At 56.1% G+C, this 16,812-nt stretch carries 22 protein-coding genes; 8 read left to right on the forward strand and 14 right to left on the reverse strand.

Features of this window, described 5'->3' with window-relative positions; all coding sequences use genetic code 11:
• Positions 1–25 precede the first annotated feature (25 nt).
• The 6 genes from C1Y42_RS08295 to dgcQ all read left to right on the forward strand — a co-directional run bounded on the left by C1Y42_RS08295 (position 26) and on the right by dgcQ (position 4,089).
• On the forward strand, positions 26–502 hold the full coding sequence (locus C1Y42_RS08295; protein ID WP_058757385.1) for a very short patch repair endonuclease: 477 nt from the start codon (positions 26–28) through the stop codon (positions 500–502).
• 70 nt (positions 503–572) lie between these two features.
• Entirely contained in the window at positions 573–848 is a 276-nt protein-coding gene (locus C1Y42_RS08300) for a hypothetical protein (protein ID WP_021509848.1), read from the forward strand.
• An 11-nt stretch (positions 849–859) separates the two neighbouring features.
• The gene (locus C1Y42_RS08305; RefSeq protein ID WP_104093177.1) at positions 860–1,771 is read left to right on the forward strand and encodes a DUF808 domain-containing protein; all 912 of its coding nucleotides are present in this window, start codon (positions 860–862) and stop codon (positions 1,769–1,771) included.
• 36 nt (positions 1,772–1,807) lie between these two features.
• Positions 1,808–1,942 (forward strand): hypothetical protein, encoded by a 135-nt coding sequence (locus C1Y42_RS23970; RefSeq protein WP_254919505.1) that lies wholly within the window; start codon positions 1,808–1,810, stop codon positions 1,940–1,942.
• A 181-nt stretch (positions 1,943–2,123) separates the two neighbouring features.
• Entirely contained in the window at positions 2,124–2,303 is a 180-nt protein-coding gene (locus C1Y42_RS08310; RefSeq protein WP_010618657.1) for a YodC family protein, read from the forward strand.
• Between the two features lie 133 nt (positions 2,304–2,436).
• Positions 2,437–4,089, forward strand: a complete 1,653-nt coding sequence (dgcQ, locus tag C1Y42_RS08315; protein WP_104093178.1) for a cellulose biosynthesis regulator diguanylate cyclase DgcQ — start codon at positions 2,437–2,439, stop codon at positions 4,087–4,089.
• Here the strand turns inward: dgcQ and C1Y42_RS08320 are convergent.
• The 3 genes from C1Y42_RS08320 to C1Y42_RS08330 all read right to left on the reverse strand — a co-directional run bounded on the left by C1Y42_RS08320 (position 4,086) and on the right by C1Y42_RS08330 (position 6,724).
• Positions 4,086–5,306: a glycosyl transferase gene (locus C1Y42_RS08320; protein ID WP_021509852.1), complete on the reverse strand. Its 1,221-nt coding sequence runs from the start codon at positions 5,304–5,306 to the stop codon at positions 4,086–4,088. The genes dgcQ and C1Y42_RS08320 overlap by 4 nt on opposite strands.
• A 26-nt stretch (positions 5,307–5,332) precedes the next feature.
• Complete coding sequence (locus C1Y42_RS08325) at positions 5,333–6,130, reverse strand: mannosyl-3-phosphoglycerate phosphatase-related protein (protein WP_104093179.1); 798 nt, start codon at positions 6,128–6,130, stop codon at positions 5,333–5,335.
• Positions 6,131–6,490: 360 nt separating this feature from the next.
• Positions 6,491–6,724 carry a YodD family protein gene (locus C1Y42_RS08330; protein WP_058757390.1) on the reverse strand — a complete coding sequence of 78 codons (234 nt, stop codon included), beginning with the start codon at positions 6,722–6,724 and terminating at the stop codon, positions 6,491–6,493.
• Positions 6,725–7,040: 316 nt separating this feature from the next.
• On the opposite strand from C1Y42_RS08330, the gene C1Y42_RS08335 reads away from it, so the two are divergent.
• Together C1Y42_RS08335 and dsrB are read left to right on the forward strand one after the other, a co-directional pair.
• Positions 7,041–7,199, forward strand: a complete 159-nt coding sequence (locus C1Y42_RS08335; RefSeq protein WP_021509855.1) for a YqaE/Pmp3 family membrane protein — start codon at positions 7,041–7,043, stop codon at positions 7,197–7,199.
• A gap of 67 nt (positions 7,200–7,266) precedes the next feature.
• A complete protein-coding gene (gene dsrB, locus C1Y42_RS08340) occupies positions 7,267–7,464 on the forward strand; it encodes a protein DsrB (RefSeq protein WP_199188971.1) in 198 nt (65 codons plus the stop codon).
• Positions 7,465–7,698: 234 nt separating this feature from the next.
• Here dsrB and C1Y42_RS08345 read toward each other — a convergent pair whose 3' ends face one another.
• The 11 genes from C1Y42_RS08345 to fliJ form a co-directional block, all read right to left on the reverse strand.
• Positions 7,699–9,402 carry a methyl-accepting chemotaxis protein gene (locus C1Y42_RS08345; RefSeq protein WP_021509857.1) on the reverse strand — a complete coding sequence of 568 codons (1,704 nt, stop codon included), beginning with the start codon at positions 9,400–9,402 and terminating at the stop codon, positions 7,699–7,701.
• Between the two features lie 163 nt (positions 9,403–9,565).
• Entirely contained in the window at positions 9,566–10,201 is a 636-nt protein-coding gene (gene rcsA, locus C1Y42_RS08350; RefSeq protein ID WP_021509858.1) for a transcriptional regulator RcsA, read from the reverse strand.
• 627 nt (positions 10,202–10,828) lie between these two features.
• The gene (fliR, locus tag C1Y42_RS08355) at positions 10,829–11,617 is read right to left on the reverse strand and encodes a flagellar biosynthetic protein FliR (protein WP_021509859.1); all 789 of its coding nucleotides are present in this window, start codon (positions 11,615–11,617) and stop codon (positions 10,829–10,831) included.
• Positions 11,617–11,886 carry a flagellar biosynthesis protein FliQ gene (gene fliQ, locus C1Y42_RS08360; RefSeq protein ID WP_010618647.1) on the reverse strand — a complete coding sequence of 90 codons (270 nt, stop codon included), beginning with the start codon at positions 11,884–11,886 and terminating at the stop codon, positions 11,617–11,619. Before fliQ ends, fliR begins: the two co-directional genes overlap by 1 nt.
• Before the next feature lie 41 nt (positions 11,887–11,927).
• Entirely contained in the window at positions 11,928–12,662 is a 735-nt protein-coding gene (gene fliP / locus C1Y42_RS08365; RefSeq protein ID WP_031280176.1) for a flagellar type III secretion system pore protein FliP, read from the reverse strand.
• Complete coding sequence (gene fliO / locus C1Y42_RS08370) at positions 12,662–13,057, reverse strand: flagellar biosynthetic protein FliO (protein ID WP_058757392.1); 396 nt, start codon at positions 13,055–13,057, stop codon at positions 12,662–12,664. The genes fliP and fliO overlap by 1 nt, the downstream gene beginning before the upstream one ends.
• Positions 13,058–13,059: 2 nt before the next feature.
• Entirely contained in the window at positions 13,060–13,470 is a 411-nt protein-coding gene (fliN, locus tag C1Y42_RS08375) for a flagellar motor switch protein FliN (protein ID WP_021509862.1), read from the reverse strand.
• Positions 13,463–14,470, reverse strand: coding sequence for a flagellar motor switch protein FliM (gene fliM / locus C1Y42_RS08380; RefSeq protein ID WP_021509863.1), 1,008 nt, complete (start codon positions 14,468–14,470; stop codon positions 13,463–13,465). Before fliM ends, fliN begins: the two co-directional genes overlap by 8 nt.
• 4 nt (positions 14,471–14,474) lie before the next feature.
• Positions 14,475–14,960 (reverse strand): flagellar basal body-associated protein FliL, encoded by a 486-nt coding sequence (gene fliL, locus C1Y42_RS08385; protein ID WP_021509864.1) that lies wholly within the window; start codon positions 14,958–14,960, stop codon positions 14,475–14,477.
• 130 nt (positions 14,961–15,090) lie between these two features.
• A complete protein-coding gene (locus C1Y42_RS08390) occupies positions 15,091–16,356 on the reverse strand; it encodes a flagellar hook-length control protein FliK (protein ID WP_104093181.1) in 1,266 nt (421 codons plus the stop codon).
• The gene (gene fliJ, locus C1Y42_RS08395; RefSeq protein ID WP_021509866.1) at positions 16,353–16,796 is read right to left on the reverse strand and encodes a flagellar export protein FliJ; all 444 of its coding nucleotides are present in this window, start codon (positions 16,794–16,796) and stop codon (positions 16,353–16,355) included. Before fliJ ends, C1Y42_RS08390 begins: the two co-directional genes overlap by 4 nt.
• Positions 16,797–16,812: the final 16 nt, after the last annotated feature.

The following is a 16,812-nucleotide window of genomic DNA, read 5'->3' on the forward strand; positions in this document are numbered from 1 at the left end:
AGAAGCCCGCAAAAAAGGAGACGCCATGGCAGACGTCCACTCGCATGATATTCGCAGCAAAAATATGCGCGCCATTCGCAATCAGGATACGGCGATTGAGCAGCGTATTGCGCTGCTGCTGAAAGATCGCGGCTTTAGCTTTCGCGTACAGGATAAAGCGCTGCCGGGCCGGCCGGATTTTGTGCTGCCGCAGCACAAAGCCATTATCTTTGTGCACGGCTGTTTCTGGCATCGTCACCACTGTTATTTGTTCAAAATGCCCGCCACGCGTACCGAATTCTGGAGCGGCAAAATCAACAGTAACGTGGAGCGTGACCGGCGCTATGTGCAGCAGCTGCAGGAAAGCGGCTGGAAGGTGCTGATCGTCTGGGAATGCGCGCTGCGCGGCAAACTGCGGCTGGAAGATGAAGCGCTGGTGGAGCGGCTGGAAGAGTGGCTGCTGGCTGCCACGCACAGCAGCGAGATCGATCATCAGGGATTGCATCACTATCGGGCGGATTAAGGCAGGGTGATTGCTTTTACCTGCCATAACAGTTTAGATCAGCGTTTTCTCTGGGACGCGGAACACCACCATGAGCAGCATCAAACTGACGGTCAGACGCCTGTATCAACTGCGCGATGAGCGCATGGTCAATGCCCATGCCACGGCGCGCATTTACCTGGACGATACGCTGGTGGCCACCGAGGAGATAAGCGGCATGACAGAAAGTCCGGTGAGCAAGTATCTGCACGCCGACGATCTGCACGGGAAAACGTTACGCGTCGAATGGGACTGTGCGGGCATCGCCGATATGACGGTGACGGCGATTGAGCGGTGCCCCTGTTGTCAGGATCACGAACCGGAATAAGGAATGACATTTTGGCAGGAACCAGCTTACTGACTCTTCTGGATGATATTGCCACGCTGCTCGACGACATTTCCGTCATGGGCAAAGTGGCGGCAAAAAAGACCGCCGGCGTGCTGGGCGATGACCTGTCGCTCAATGCACAGCAGGTGACGGGCGTGAAGGCCAATCGTGAGCTCCCGGTGGTGTGGGGCGTGGCGAAAGGCTCGTTTATCAACAAATTGATCCTGGTGCCGCTGGCGCTGCTGATCTCCGCATTTGCGCCCTGGCTGATTACGCCGCTGCTGATGATTGGCGGCGCCTATCTGTGCTTTGAAGGGGTGGAAAAAGTGCTGCACAGCCTGCACCACGACAAAGAGGAGAAGAGTCCGGAAGCGCGGCAAAAGCGCCTGGATAATCTGGCGCAGCAGGACCCGCGCCAGTTCGAAAAAGATAAGGTGAAAGGCGCAGTGCGCACCGACTTCATTCTGTCGGCTGAAATTGTTGCGATTACCCTGGGCATTGTTTCGGATGCGCCGCTGCTCAATCAGGTGTTAATCCTCGCCGGTATTGCCATTCTGGTGACCATCGGCGTGTACGGTATTGTGGCGATGATCGTTAAGATTGACGATCTCGGCTACTGGCTGCGTGAGAAGTCTTCCACGCTGGCGCAGGCCACCGGCGGCGCGCTGCTGGCGCTGGCACCGTGGCTGATGAAAATCCTGTCGGTGGTTGGCACCGTCGCGATGTTCCTGGTGGGTGGCGGCATTATCGTGCACGGTATCGCGCCGCTGCATCATGCCATTGAAGAGTACAGCAGCGGCTTCCCGGGTGTGGTTTCCATGCTGCTGAGCAACGGTGCGAATCTGGTGCTGGGCTTTATCGTTGGGTCGATTGTGCTGTTAGTGGTAAATCTTATTGCGAAGCTGCGCGGTAAATCGGTATAAAGCGCAGGAAATTTCTAATCACGGGTCAGGAGAACGATGATGAACGACGATATGTTTGAATTTGATATCGATGCACAGCTGGAGCAGGCGGAAGCCAAAGCGGCAGAAAAAGCCAGCGAAGTGCCGGCGGATATCAGCGACGAAGCCGACTGCGAAGGCTGCAAAATCTGATTTTCCACCCGGGAAAATCGTTCAAAGCCGATAATAACTTTTATCGGCTTTGTTTATTTACGGCATTTTTCACTGCTTATTCCGAATTTGTCACAGTAATAGCAATATCCTATAGGCAAAAAACGCGCACAGCTGCTATACCTTAATCCGTTCAATCAACGGTGAGAAGGGAGGGCGCGGTATGACCTTTGCAATCAGTGACGAAGTTCAGCACAAACAGGGCGGACCCACCATGGTGGTGACCGGCTATGCCAGCGGAATGGTAGAGTGTCGTTGGTATGATGGCTACAGTGTACGCCGCGAAGCGTTCCGCAGTGATGAGCTGACGCATCTGTCGGCCGCGCGCCAGTTGGCCAGCTGAGTCCTTCGGGATGGTCAGCGCGCCGTCCCGATGTCATTGTCACTTTTCACGTTTTTCCTGATCTCTGCCTGTACGCCGTTTTCCCGCCTGACTACACTTCTTCAATTCGTTGTTATCCGGAGCCTGGCTACTGATGCCAATCTCGCCACTGTCATCACGCCGCATGACGCCTGCGCTGCGCGTGCATCTCTGTTTTCTGGCGGTCTTTCTCTTTTCACTTTTTCTCACCGTCCATGAAGCGCTGGAATTAAAAAATAACTATCAGCAGCGGCAGCGCGCCCAGCTGTCCGAGATCCAGCGCAGCCTCGATAGCCGCTTTCAGGAGAGTCTGGACGAGCTTAATTACTATCAGCGGATGCTCAGCTACGCGCTGACGCACCCGCTGAATGCCGATTATGGTCAGCACGCCCTGCAGCGTTTTCAGCAGTTGCGCCATCAGCCGGTGTGGCAGTTGCAGATCGCTAACCTGCGCAGCATGCCAATTAACGGCGTCAGCGACGAATGGCTGCAGCGTGATGCGCTGCTGCAGCGCGATGATACTTATCTGCTGCCCGAGCTGCGCGCTGCGCTGGAGTTCAGCTTTATTATGCAGTTCAGCGATGAGGCGCAGGACTTTCATTCACGCTTCTGGTACACCTCGCGCGCGGGCTATTACATCAGCTCACGTCCGCCGCGCGACGCGCAGGAGCTGGCACAAAGTTACGCCACCATGACGCAGCGACCCTATTTTCGCGACCAGCAGCCGGGCCGGGCGCCGCAGACGCGATGGCACTGGACCGAAGCCTATCAGGGGGAGTTCAACGAAGGGTTGATGCTGACGGTGAGCGCGCCGGTGATCGCCCATCAGCACTGGTACGGCGTGTTGTCGATGGACTTCACCCAGCAGCGAATTAATGCATTGCTGCACCAGTCGCGTCACAGCGTGCTGCAGGGCAAGCTGGTGCTCGAAGATCGCGCACTCAACGAGATCACCCAGCTGCCGGCACCGCACGATGTGGCATTGAACCCCGCACAGCGCGGCCAGCTGATGCAGGCGATTCACCAGCAGCCGGCCGGAACACTGTGGCTGGGCAGTCAGCTGGCCAGCTGGGTTAAGTTAAAAAATGTCGATGCCTGGCTAATCAACGTGCAAAGCCTGCGCCAGGGATTGTCGCAGGAGCTGGGGCGGGTAGCGCTGTTTCTGTTGGGCATGTGGCTGCTGTTCGTGCTGTTAATGGCGCTGGCGCATCAGGTGATTTTCCGCCTGGTACGGCGGCTGGAGGATCTCTCGGCGCGACTGGCCTGGCGCGCTAATTATGACGGCCTGACGCGCCTGCTTAATCGCAGCGCCTTTTTCGACCAGTTTATCGCGCTGGCGCGGCGCTGCGAACAGCAGCAACAGCCGCTGGCGGTGATCCAGCTCGATATCGATCATTTCAAAAAGGTCAATGATAGCTGGGGCCATCACGCGGGCGATCAGGCGCTGATGCGCGTGGCCGGCGTCATCAAACATACGCTGCGCCCTTACGACGTGGCCGGACGCATCGGCGGCGAGGAGTTTTGTATCGTGCTGCCGCACACCACGCTGGCTGAGGCGCAGGGCGTGGCGGAGCGTATCCGCAGCCGGCTGGCGGCCAAAACCATTCTGGTCAACGCCAGCACCACCTTTAGCGTTACGTTGTCAGCAGGTGTCAGTTGCAGTACTGAGCAGGGCAGTTACCATGCAGAGAGCCTGCAGGCGGTAGCGGACCGCCGCCTGTATCTGGCGAAAAGCGGCGGTCGCAATCGGGTGTGCGCGGCTGGTTAGACTTTGCCCTCGTTATCCTCTTCTACCGCCTGATAGATGCGCTGCAGGATATCGGGGAACGCCGACTGCACGCGGCTCCAGCTGGGGATAAACGGTTTCTCGTTTGGCCGCTCGATGAACGACTGGCCGGCGTCGAGAATCGCCTGAGTGAACATCTCGACCGCCGCTTCTTCAATGTGCTGATCAAACTTCAGTCCGTTCATGGTGGCTTCGTGGTTGTAGATCTCCATCATGTCGAGCGCGTTGCGATAATAGGTGGCCTTCAGCACGCGGAACGAGTCGCTGGTGAGCGGCACGCCCATTGTCGCCAGCTTACGCAGTAGCGACTGCACGATGTCGTTACTCATGCGTTTCAGGCCACCGGTGCCGTCCTCTTCCGCCAGCGGCTGATGCTTATGATCGTAGTTGTCCGCGATTTCCACCTGGCAGGTCTGCCGCGTGGTGTAATTGCGATAAATCTCTGACAGCACGCCAATCTCCAGCCCCCAGTCGCCAGGGATTTTGATGCCGTTCAGCACGTGGGTGCGCATGGCAAACTCGCCGGACAGCGGATAGCGGAAACTGGTGAGATAGTCGAGATACTCCGAATGGCCGTAGACTTTCTGCAGCGAGCGCAGCAGCGGGCCCACCAGCAGACGCCCGACGCGGCCATTAAGCTTACCGTCCGCAACGCGCGCATAGAAACCTTTGCAGAATTCATACTGAAACGCCGGGTTGGCCAGCGGGTAGAGCAGACGTGCCAGCATGCCGCGCTCATAGGTCACGATGTCGCAGTCATGCAGCGCCACGCACTGCGAGCGGTCGGAGGCCAGTGTGTAGCCGGTGCAGAACCACACGTTGCGCCCCTTGCCTGGCTGGCTGGGCGACAGGCCCTCTTTATCCAGCTCGGCGTCCAGCGCTTTCAGCCGCGGGCCATCGTTCCACAAAATGCGGTGGCGCTGCGGCAGGCGAGAAAAAAACTCGCGCGCGAAAAGAAACTGATCGCGATCGGCACGATCGAGGCCAATCACAATCTCCTCCAGATAGGGCACTTTCGCCAGTTCGTTGACGATATTATCCAGCGCCGGGCCTTCCAGCTCGGAAAACAGCGAGGGCAGAATCAGCCCCATTTTGCGCTTGCGCGCAAAGCGCACCATCTCTTTTTCCAGCGACTCCACGTTGCGGTGGGTGAGATTATGAAAGTTGGTAATTACGCCGTTCTGGTAAAAATCACTCATCGTCTCATCCTTCTGGTCAGCTGCCGTTATTCAGGTTGGGCAAGAAAGTAATCCAGACCTTCGCGCCAGCCCTCAGGGCCAACGTGAGCGGTGTGGTAAACGTTGTGATGATCGCTGCGTTGCAGCACCACCGGGTTTTTACTGAAACCTTTAATCACCACGGCATAATCGACGCGCTCCAGCATCGGCGCATCATTAGGGCCATCGCCCAGACCAATCGTGGTGCGCTTCATGCCTTCCTGCTGCTGCAACTGCTGCAATAACTGTTCCAGCGCCACGCCTTTACCGCTGCCCGCCGGCATCACGTGCCAGAAACGCCCGCCCTGCGTCAGGGCCAGCTGATGCCCGGCCAGCGCCGCACGGAAGGCGTCGAGCCGCGTTTCATCATCGCGCCATACGATGACTTCAGACGCATCGCGCAGTCGGCTCTGGCTGGCTTCCGTCAGCGTCAGGCCGGTGAAACGGGCCACTTCTGCGTCGCTAAAGTCATGAAAGCCGGTGAAGCGAAAATCCGCCTGCAGGGTGCTGAGCGTGGCGCAGAGCGCAAGATAATCGGCGCCGGGCTCTTCGGCGATCTGCGCTTCCCCGCCAAAGGCAACGCGGGCGCCGTTTTCCGCGATAAAGGGCGCACCGGCAATGCCCAGCCGCTTCTGCAGCGGAATAATTTCGGCCGCGGTTTTACTCGAACAAATCACCAGCGGAATCTGTTGCTGCTTAAGACGCGCCAGCCACTCGCTGGCGGCCTGCCAGTTATAGTCATGATGATCGAGCAGCGAACCATCGAGATCGGTCACGATCAGCAGGGAGGAATCTAACGGGATCATCAATACACTCCTTACGCCCAAAGGCATCCGTAAAGCGACGTGTAATCAGTATAATAGCGTAATCACGATCACACTTTTCCTTGCCGCCGGCGCGGCCACTATCCAGGATAATTCTTAAAACACCGCCCGGATACCGAAGCGGCTGCACGTTTTGTGCATGCAGAATGTCAGCCGTAGCGCGATGTTTTCGGTAACAGCAGTGCATGATTATGCAGATTTGTTCGAATTGCGTGCAGAATTGAGACTTGTCTTACTTCAGCTAAGGCGTACTCTGAAGCGGTGTTAAGATTTTCCTGGTGTAACGAATTTATTCTTTTTTCAACCCGGCCAGCGTGCCGGGTCTTTTTTTTGAAATCGATTTCAGCGGTTCACTTCGGTGATGGTGAAATCACGAATATCAAGTTCAAACGCCTCGGCCAGTTCGGTGTAAGAGTCAAACGCTTCGCCATTCACCTTCACACGATGCGCATCTTCAGCCTGCATAAACTCCTGCACTTCACCTGACGTTTTTTTCTGAATCGCTTCCAGCAGCGCGTCCACGTCGATGTTCACTTCGCGCTGCACGTTATCGCTGTACTCTTTTGCTGTGGCCATGACAGCCTCCCGGAGGCAAACGGATTCCTGACAAGTATAGACGGTGACAGCGGGCGAGGGACGTGGACGGGAAACGGGCAAAAAAAAGCCCGCGCTGCGCGGGCAAAAATCCTTGTTACTATTAGGTTGACTGCCCCTTTGGGGTTGGTGCAGTGCTGACAAGTGTACGAGGGTGCCGCGTCAAAAGTCTCTCCGGGAAACGTTAAGAAAGTGAAAAGCCCGGCTTTGACACTTCTTTACCCGCTGCATTCCCCATTCTGGCGTAAAGCAGCTATGCTTACAGCTGGTTGATTATTATGGTTATCAGGGAGTTAGTATGGATTTAATTCGGATTATTATTGCCATTCTGTTGCCACCGCTGGGCGTATTTTTACAGGTCGGCTTCGGCGGTGCCTTCTGGCTCAACATACTGCTGACGCTGTGTGGTTACATCCCCGGCATCGTGCATGCGGTGTGGGTAATCGCCCGACGCTGATCGCGATCAGGCAGCGCTGACTATCTTCCGTTACACTATGCGCAGGACTGTTTCTGGAGAGAAATCAATGAAGATCAATGACCGGGTAACGGTAAAAACCGACGGCGGCCCACGTCGCATCGGTACTGTGCTGGCTGTGGAAGGCTTTAATGAGGGCACCATGTATCTGGTGGCGCTGGAGGATTACCCGCTGGGGATCTGGTTCTTTAATGAGAGCGATCACGCCGAAGGCGTGTTTGTCGAGCCGTATGCGGGGGAAGGGTAGTGTGGTTTTGCGATTAGATTACCCTCACCCTAACCCTCTCCCGCTTGCGGGAGAGGGAACCGTTCAGTGCTCCTGCTCGCGGGAGAGGGAACCGTTCAGTGCGGATGATTAAAATACATTGTTTACAAGGCGCTAAGTGAAGACGATATTTAATCGCCGCACGGACAGCCCCCTCTCCCGCAAGCGGGAGAGGGATGGGGTGAGGGAAAAATACCGCACCCCAGCTCACTCCTCTTAAAACGTCTCCCAGTTATCATTGCCCGCTGCAGCCAGCGTCGGACGTGGAGCGAGCGCAGGGGCTTTCAGCGCCGGCTGTGGCGCAGCAGCCACCAGCGAAGCCGGCGTATCATTCAGGCGGAACACCGCCACCGCCTGCGTCAGTTTACCGGCCTGATCTTCCAGCGAAGCCGCGGCTGAAGAGGCTTCCTCCACCAGCGAAGCGTTCTGCTGCGTCACGTTATCCATCTCGGTCACCGCCAGGCTGACCTGCTGAATGCCACGGCTCTGCTCATCAGACGCTGCCGCAATCTCGGCCATAATGTCGGTAACGCGGCGCACCGCTTCGACAATCTCGCCCATGGTGCTGCCGGCTTCGCCGACCTGATGCGAGCCGTTACTGATCAAATCCACCGACTCGGCAATCAGCGACTCAATCTCTTTCGCTGCCTGCGCACTGCGCTGCGCCAGATTGCGCACTTCACTGGCGACCACGGCGAAGCCACGGCCCTGTTCCCCGGCGCGCGCGGCTTCTACCGCAGCGTTCAGCGCCAGGATATTGGTCTGGAAGGCGATACTGTTAATAACATTGGTAATCTCGGCAATTTTCTTCGAGCTGCCGGAGATGTTATTCATGGTTTTCACCACGCCGCTCACCAGTTCACCACCGCTGCGCGCTTTGCCAGACGCATCGGCGGCCAGCTGGCTGGCGTGATGGGCGTTTTCGGCGTTCTGCTTCACCGTGGCGGTGAGCTGCTCCATGCTGGCGGCAGTCTGCTCCAGCGCGGAAGCCTGCTGCTCGGTGCGTGATGACAGATCGGTGTTACCTGCGGAGATCTCACTGGAGCCCTGATAAATCGCCACCGCGCCTTCACGGACAGTGCCAACGGTGCGCACCAGCGACGCCTGCATCAGCTGCAGGTTGTGCAGCAGGCTGCCAATTTCGTTGCGACCATAGGCCTGTTCGGGGGCGGTGAGATCGCCCTGCGCGATGCGCTCAATGCGACCCACCGACAGGCGCAGCGGATTGATCACCACGCGGCGCAGGAACACGAAGGTGAGCAGCACCAGCAGCAGCGCGGCGGCAAAAGCCGCAGCCATCGCGATAAAACCGACGCGCGACTGATGCGCCGCTTCGGCGTTAATCGCTTCGGCGCGCTCGGTGCGGATCTTAATCGCCTTCAGCAGCACGGCATTATAGGCATCATCCAGCTTGCGGGTGACATCGGTCTCCTGCGCGACAATCCCTTCAAAGCTGCCCTGTTTCGCCGACTCGATCATCGGCTTCAGGCCTTTATCAATATAGGCGTTGAAGCTGGTGGTGAGCGGACCGTCGAGCGCCAGGTCAGCCGGCGTCTTCATTTTGCGATCCATATAAATTTTGAAGCCCTCGCGCGCCTGCTTAATGCGCGTTTCGGTGCGCGCCAGATCGGCACGATAGCCATCCATTTCACCGATGCGCGCCGCCGCGCCCGACTGCAGTACATTAAGGCGTGCGGTTCGCAGATGGTTTGAGCTGTTAGAAATGCCCATGCGCACCTGAATCTCATCGGTGGCGTCATTGAGGGAATTATTGCTCTGAATCAGAAAGTAGCTGGCGAGTCCAATGCACAGGGCAAAAAGCAGCAGAATGCCACCAAAGATCATGCTGAACAGAGGCATCAGGCGTAGGTTTTGCCAGATGCTGAGCTTATGTTGCTCATCTATCGATGCTGTTTTCATTTCCTTGCTCTCATAGTGGTAAGGGGTTCTGAAAACAAGCATCGGCAGCAGGGGATAAAGGCTTAGCGGGGAAGTGGGATCGCGCTCGCAAAACGCTCAAAAATAATCAAGGCCAGTCGCGGGGACTGGCCTTGACCACAAAGCGTATTATCGGTGGGTGAAATTATCGCACGTTGACATAAATGCCCGAGGTAACATTATCTGTCAGGCGCACCACATGATAAATAACCTGTTTATTGTGCGTTTTAATTTTGCGTTTAATATTGCCTTTATGTGACGAAACAGTTTTCGCTTTGATTTGCATCTTATCCGAAATCTGAATAGTGTCATGACCTGACATCCACATCTTCAGCATATTCGATTCAGTCTGGCTCAATGTCAGTGGATGAATGTCCAGCCCGGCAGAAATGCGCGGTGACGCATTGAGTTTCTTTTGCAGGTAGGTGCCCAGCAGGGAGTCCAGCGTCGATGTTTTTATCGATTTTGACGTAATAATCAGGTTCTTACGAACGTAGAGGTATTCCTCAAAATGGATATTCGAGATCGCCATAAAAATAAAGAATAGCGTATCCGGATGCTGCATGATAATAGAACGAATGCGATCGCTGGAATCGGATTCATGAATAAAGCATTCTTCGTTAATAAATACTACGCCCGGTTTTAATTGCTCACACCGTTGTTGCAATTGTTCGATGTCAGACACGGAAGTAATATTTTTCTTTTTGACTCCTTTTGCCGACATATAGTCTGACAAACCCAGGCGTGTGTAGTTACATGAATCCATAATAATCGTTGGCATTATAGCGACCCTCACCAATTTGTTATCCGTTTAAATCAACGATGAATACGCGTTTGCGGTACGAGAGAGATTTCCAAAGACACTTTTTTATTCTGCTCGGCAGACTGGCGTAATGCATTCCTGCGCCATCTTGACTCGTCCCTGACCCGTTCTGCGAAGTTTATTGTGTTACTTCCACGTCACTCTTGTCCCCGCGATAGTGGGAATCGCCGGGAATTTGGTTTATGTGTTTCTTTCGCTCTGTTTTGAGAGCCCTGTCACTATCGCGCAAGTCACAGACAAATCTGATAGGACAATTCTTAAAAACATTTGAATCGCGAAAGTGTGACGTTTCAGCGAGTGTTGACAATGCCGGAAAAAAGGGATTTAGACAAGAAAAATCGCTGTAATATTTTTTTTGTTTAAAAACAGCCCTTTGAGCATTTTATCAACCGATTCACAAGCTTAACCGGCTTAGGAATCGTCTGACTAAAATACGCGAAGCGCCGTTTAATAAGAATAATTTTCACCATAAATGCGCATTTATCAGAATATCCTCAGTTGATTTCTGAAAAATATGGTTCGAAAAATGCACAGAATGTTTTTGATTACTTAACTATCGTATAAGGAGGTTAACAGTATCGTTAATCAACGGGCAGGGGAAAGTTCTGATACAAACTGCGCGAGTAAATCAAAGACTTCACCGAACAGATGTTCACAGAAAGGTGCAAGCAACGGCATCATCATACCCAGACTCAGGATCCCTACCGTTAAGGTGATTGGGAAGCCGATGGCGAAAACCGACAGCTGAGGTGAAACGCGGTTTAACAAACCTAGTGCCAGGTTTAGCGTGAGGAGCAGAATTATTAAGGGTAGCGCTAACATCATGCCATTAAGGAAAATTAAGCTGGCGGCTTTGGTCAGCGCCATGAAGGCGTTGGCGTTGAGTGGCTGATCGTTAATCGGCAATGTGTGAAAACTGTCCACCAGTAACGAGATCAACCACAGGTGACCGTTGAAGGTCAGGAACAGCAGCATCGCCAGCATGTCGAGAAAACGGGCCAGCAGCGGCATGTTGATCCGGCTGTTCGGGTCGAGCAGGGTGGCAAAAGAGAGACCCATCTGCAGACCAATCATCTCACCGGCCAGCCGCACGGCAGAAAAAGCCAGCTGCATGGTCAGACCAATCCCCACGCCAATCAGCAACTGCTGCACCAGCATCCAGAAGCCCGCCGGAGTAAACAGCGTCACTTCGACCGGCGGCAGCAGCGGCATCAGAATCCAGGTGGTGACTACCGCCAGTCCAATTTTGACCCGTTTCGGAATCGAACGTTCATTCAGCAGCGGAGCGCTGGCAAACAGCGCCAGCAAACGCACCATCGGCCAGAAGAATTGCGCCACCCAGTGCACCAGCTGGCTGCTGTCGAGGGTGACCATTAGCCGATGATGTAAGGCAGGTTGCTGAACAGGGTACGGATGTAGTCCAGCATCAGGTTGAGCATCCACGGTCCGGCCACCACGGCGGTGGCCGCAACGGCAAGAATTTTCGGGATAAACGACAGTGTCTGTTCGTTAATCTGCGTTGCCGCTTGCAGAATACTGATCAGCAAACCGCTCACCATCGCCACCAGCAGCAGCGGAGCGGCCATCATCAGGGCGATACGCATCGCTTCCTGGCCCATTACCATTACCGATTCCGGTGTCATGTTGCGCTCCTGTCGAGAGAAAGGTGAGGGCGGCAAGCCACTCAGGAGTAAAAACTTTGCGCCAGCGATCCCACCAGCAGCTGCCAGCCATCCACCAGCACGAACAGCATCAGCTTAAACGGCAGCGAAATCGTGGCCGGCGGCACCATCATCATCCCCAGCGCCATCAGTACGCTGGCGACCACCAGGTCGATGATCAGAAACGGGATAAAGACGGTGAAACCAATCTGGAAAGCGGTTTTCAACTCGCTGGTGACATAGGCGGGCAGCAGAATGCGCATCGGCACCGCTTCCGGACCCTGAATCGGCGCGCTGTTGGCGAGACGGGCGAACAGGGCCAGGTCGGCTTCGCGCGTCTGGCGCAGCATGAACTCACGCAGCGGCTGGGCACCTTTGTCGATCGCCACGTCCATGCTGATTTTGTCCTGGCTGAACGGCAGATAGGCATCGGTGTAAATCTTGTCGAAGGTCGGCGCCATGATAAAGAAGGTCAGGAACAGCGCGAGACCCAGCATCACCTGATTCGGGGGCGCGGATGGCGTGCCCAGTGCGTTACGCAGCAGACCAAACACAATAATGATGCGGGTGAAGCTGGTCATCATCAGCAACACCGCCGGAATAAAGGTCAGCGAGGTAATGAAGACCAGCGTTTGCACCGGCAGCGACCAGCTCTGGCCGCCATTGGCCAGCGGCTGGCTGATCAAACCCGGCAGCTGCGCATGGGCAGCCGGTGCCAGCAGCATCAGCAGCGGCAGAAGAGGGAGTAATCGACGCATCATTGGGGTTTTCCGGGACGTTTAACCAGGTTCTGAAACAGCTGACGAAAATCCTGCGGCGCCGCGCTGACGGGCAGGGACGCTTCCGGTGGCAGCGGCGGCAGCGAGTGCAGATGGGTGATCTGCTGAGCGGTGACCCCCAGCACTAAACGCGCATCGGCGGTATCAACAATTACCACCCGCTCCTGACGGCCAACCTGCACGCTGGCGCTGACTTTCAGCGCCTGGCCGCTCACCGCTTTCGGCGCAAAGCCGAGGCGTTTTGCCAGCCAGCCGCAGGCCAGAATCAGCAGCACGATCACCGCCAGCACGCTGCTGACTTGTCCAACAACCGAACTGGTGGATACCACCGGCTGGGCGTGAGCGGGCTGAACGGTTTGCGCGTTTTTTAACATGATTAGCGGCTCAGACGACGCATACGTTCGGACGGGGTAATAATGTCGGTGATGCGCACGCCATATTTGTCGTTCACCACCACCACTTCACCCTGCGCGATCAGATAGCCGTTGATCAGGATGTCCAGCGGCTCGCCGGCCAGGCCGTCAAGCGCCACCACCGAACCCTGCGTCAGGCGCAGCAGCTCTTTGATGGTCATCTTGGTACGGCCCAGTTCCACGGTCAGTTTGACCGGGATATCCATGATCAGATCGATGTCCTGCAGCGAGCCGCTGGCGGCGCTGGCCTCAAGCGACTTGAATACGTTATCGCCTGGCTCCGCTGCACTGCTGGTCGCCGCCTGCTCGTTCATCGCTTCAGCCCACAGATCGTCCGCAGAGATATCATCGGACGGTTTTTTGCTGTCACTCATTGGGCTGTTCCTCATTCAGCGAATTCAAAATCGGGTTAATCAGATGTTCTACACGCAGCGCATACTGGCCGTTGAGCGTGCCATACTGGCTCGTCAGCACCGGTACGCCGTCGACGTGGGCAATGATGCGGTCCGGCTTCTCAATGGGCAGGACGTCACCAGGTTTCAGTTGCAAAATACGTGACAGACGCAGCGACGTTTCAGCGAAGTGGGCAATCAGCTCCAGCTCCGAGTGCTGCACCTGTTTCACCAGATTGTCGCGCCAGTGGTTATCTTCCTGACGCGAGTTCTCCAGCGGTGGATTGACCAGCAGCTCGCGCAGCGGCTCAATCATCGAAAACGGAATACAGATATTGAACTCACCCACCAGGTTGCCAATCTCCACCTGGAACGGCGTGTTGACCACGATATCGTTCGGTGAGGTGGTGATGTTGGTGAACTTCACCTGCATTTCAGAACGCACGTATTCCACTTCCAGCGGATAAATGGCTTTCCATGCGTCGCTGTAGCCTTCCAGCGCCAGCTTGAGCATGCGGCGAATCACGCGCTGCTCGGTGTGGGTGAACTCACGTCCTTCCACTTTGGTCGGAAAACGACCGTCGCCGCCAAACAGGTTATCCACGGCGATAAACACCAGGCTCGGCGAGAACACCACCAGCGCAGTCCCCCGCAGCGGCTGCAGGTGAATCAGGTTCAGGTTGGTTGGCACCGGCAGGTTGCGGGCAAACTCATGGTACGGCTGAATCTTGATTGCCCCAACGCTGATATCCGGGCTGCGGCGCAGCAGGTTGAACAGCGCCATACGGAAATGACGGGCAAAACGCTCATTGATGATCTCCAGCGCCTGCAGACGCTCGCGCACCACGCGACGCTGGGTATTGGGATCATAGGGGCGGATATCGCCATCGGCCCCTTTGGAACTGTTCTCTACTTCCGCACTGTCACTGTCGCCATTGAGCAGCGCGTCAATCTCAGCCTGGGAGAGAATGCTATCGCCCATTAAGTCACCTCAAAATGAAGGCGGTAAACAGCACGTCACTGACTACCTGCGCAGGTTGACCTTTTACCAGCGGTGGCGCCAGCACCTGTTTGATCTGTTCAACCAGGGCCTGTTTGCCTTGCTCGGTTGCCAGCGCGCTGGCGCTCTGACGTGAAAGCAGCAGCAGCAAACGGCTGCGCACCTCAGGCAGGTAGTCATTCAGCCGACGACGGGTATCCTCATCCGGCAGACGCAGGGTAAAGCCTACGTACAGCACGCGATCGGGATCGTTGTCGGGATTGACCAGGTTAACCGTAAACGTATCCATTGCAAAAAATACCGGGGCGGGCGGCGGCTCCACTTTGGCAGCCTCCGGCTTGTCACCCTCGTGTTTATTCATCATTCGCCAGACTGCATAGCCTGCCACGCTGCAAGCGGCCAGCGTTACAATCAGTAACACCGGAATTAGTAATGAACGTTTGCGGCCTTTAGCTTTCGCGTTATCAGACATGTTTGCAGTTACTTCCTGTGAATTATGGGCAAGCCTCTCGGCTTACCTGGACAGATTATCCCGCGTCTTAAGTCAAACAATGGGAAGAAAAGACGCGGGTTTTACGCTTACCTTCAGCGTTTAGTCGCTGTCAGGCAAAGATATCGACAGCGCCGTTGCCGGTCGCGCGCGCCTGGAGGGCTGCCGGGACGGCAATAGGCGTTATCTCGTTGTCACTGTCCTGAGAGAGGGTAAAGCTGCCGTACTGGCCGTCACGACGTCCTTCCTGCTGGCCCTGATAACTCTGGCCCTGTGCGAAGGCGTCGCTGTTGACGTTACTCTGTCCCAGGTTAATGCCGCTCTCCGCCAGCGCCGTACGCAGCTGTGGGAGCGCCGCTTCCAGCGCGGCCCTCACATGGCTGTGGCTGGAAACCATTGTTAACTGTGCCTGATCTTTATCCAGCGTCAGGCTGATCTGTATCGCGCCGAGGTCTTCCGGATGCAGACGTAATTCGGCGTTCTGCTGGCCGTTACGGCTGAACATCACAATCTGCTGGCTCAGCGCCTGCTGCCACTCGTTGCTGCCCAGCTGCGCATTCAGCATCGGCGTGGAAGGCGCGCTGCTGGTGCTGGCCGTGGTGCTGACCAGCGGACTGGTACTGCTCAGCGGGCTGCTGATGGCCGGCGCGCTGCTGTCATGGCTGCTGAGCATCTCGCGCCGCTCTTCCGGTTTGCTCAGCGTGCTCAGCACCTGCTGAAAACTCTCATCCAGCGTCATACCGCTGTTGCTGGCCGGCGTGCCGCTGGCGGCCGCGCTCTGCACCGGGCTATGGCTGACACCGCTCAGGCTGGTCAGCGCATCGCCGCCTTTAGATTGCTGTCCATCCGGCTTCGCCTGTTCCTCTTTCAGCGCACTTTGCAGCGAACTGTTAAGTAACGCAGCGTTTAAGCTGGTGCGCGCCTCACCCCGGGTCTCCAGTGCGGTGCTGTTATCCGCTGGCGGGCTGCTGCGGTTTTCGACCACCGCTGGCAGCATGGCAAACAGCGCCTGCACATTCTGTAAGTCGCTGGCAGTTAACGAACTTGCTGCGCGCTTGTCATTATCATCGGCTGATTTCAGTCCGGCTTTAGTGTTTTCCGGCTGTAAAAGTGCGTTTAACGCCTCTGGTTTGTCCAGTGCCTGCAGTAGGGCGCTTAATGACGCTTTTGTGACGTTTTTCGCGTCAATTTCTGCCGCCAGATCAGCGGATTGCGCGCCATTTCCCTGCTGCTTAACCAGCGTCAGCAGGCGGTTGCCCAGCTCGGTAATAAATCCCTGCGGCAGGGTGTCAGCAGCGGACAGATTGTCCACTGCCGCTGAAGGTTGCGCTTTGCCGGTTTTGGCAAGCTGTGTCAGCAGTGTTGGCAGCGTGTTCATTCGCCTTTCCTCAATGCGGCCCGTTGGGCAAATTCATCCATCCGTTTCTGATCGAGACGGCTTTCCTGTCGTAATGCGTTCTCTTCCGCGCGGGTAATCAGCGTCTGATAGGCATTCAGCTTCTTATGCTTTTCACGCCAGTTGCTCAGCGCCTGTTCCAGCCGCTGGTTCCACTGATTAAGCTGCTGGCGATGCTGTTCGATGGCTTTTTCCAGCGTCTGAATAAACTGGTGATAATTGCTCCAGCGCGTGCTGGCGATGCCGCCGGACATATCCTGATTGAGCTTATTACGGTACTCATCCTGGTAATCGAGCAGCATGCTGAGCTGCTGATCGGCCTGCTGCTGACCGCGACGCATGTCGCCGAGGTGGATCACCGCCTGTTCCAGATCCTGCTCCGCCAGGTCGCGCAGCGTATCAATCGCATTGGCTGTCTTCATCGCGTTACCTCAAGTC

This window comes from Pantoea sp. ICBG 985 (genome assembly GCF_002928365.1).
Lineage (GTDB): Bacteria > Pseudomonadota > Gammaproteobacteria > Enterobacterales > Enterobacteriaceae > Pantoea > Pantoea dispersa.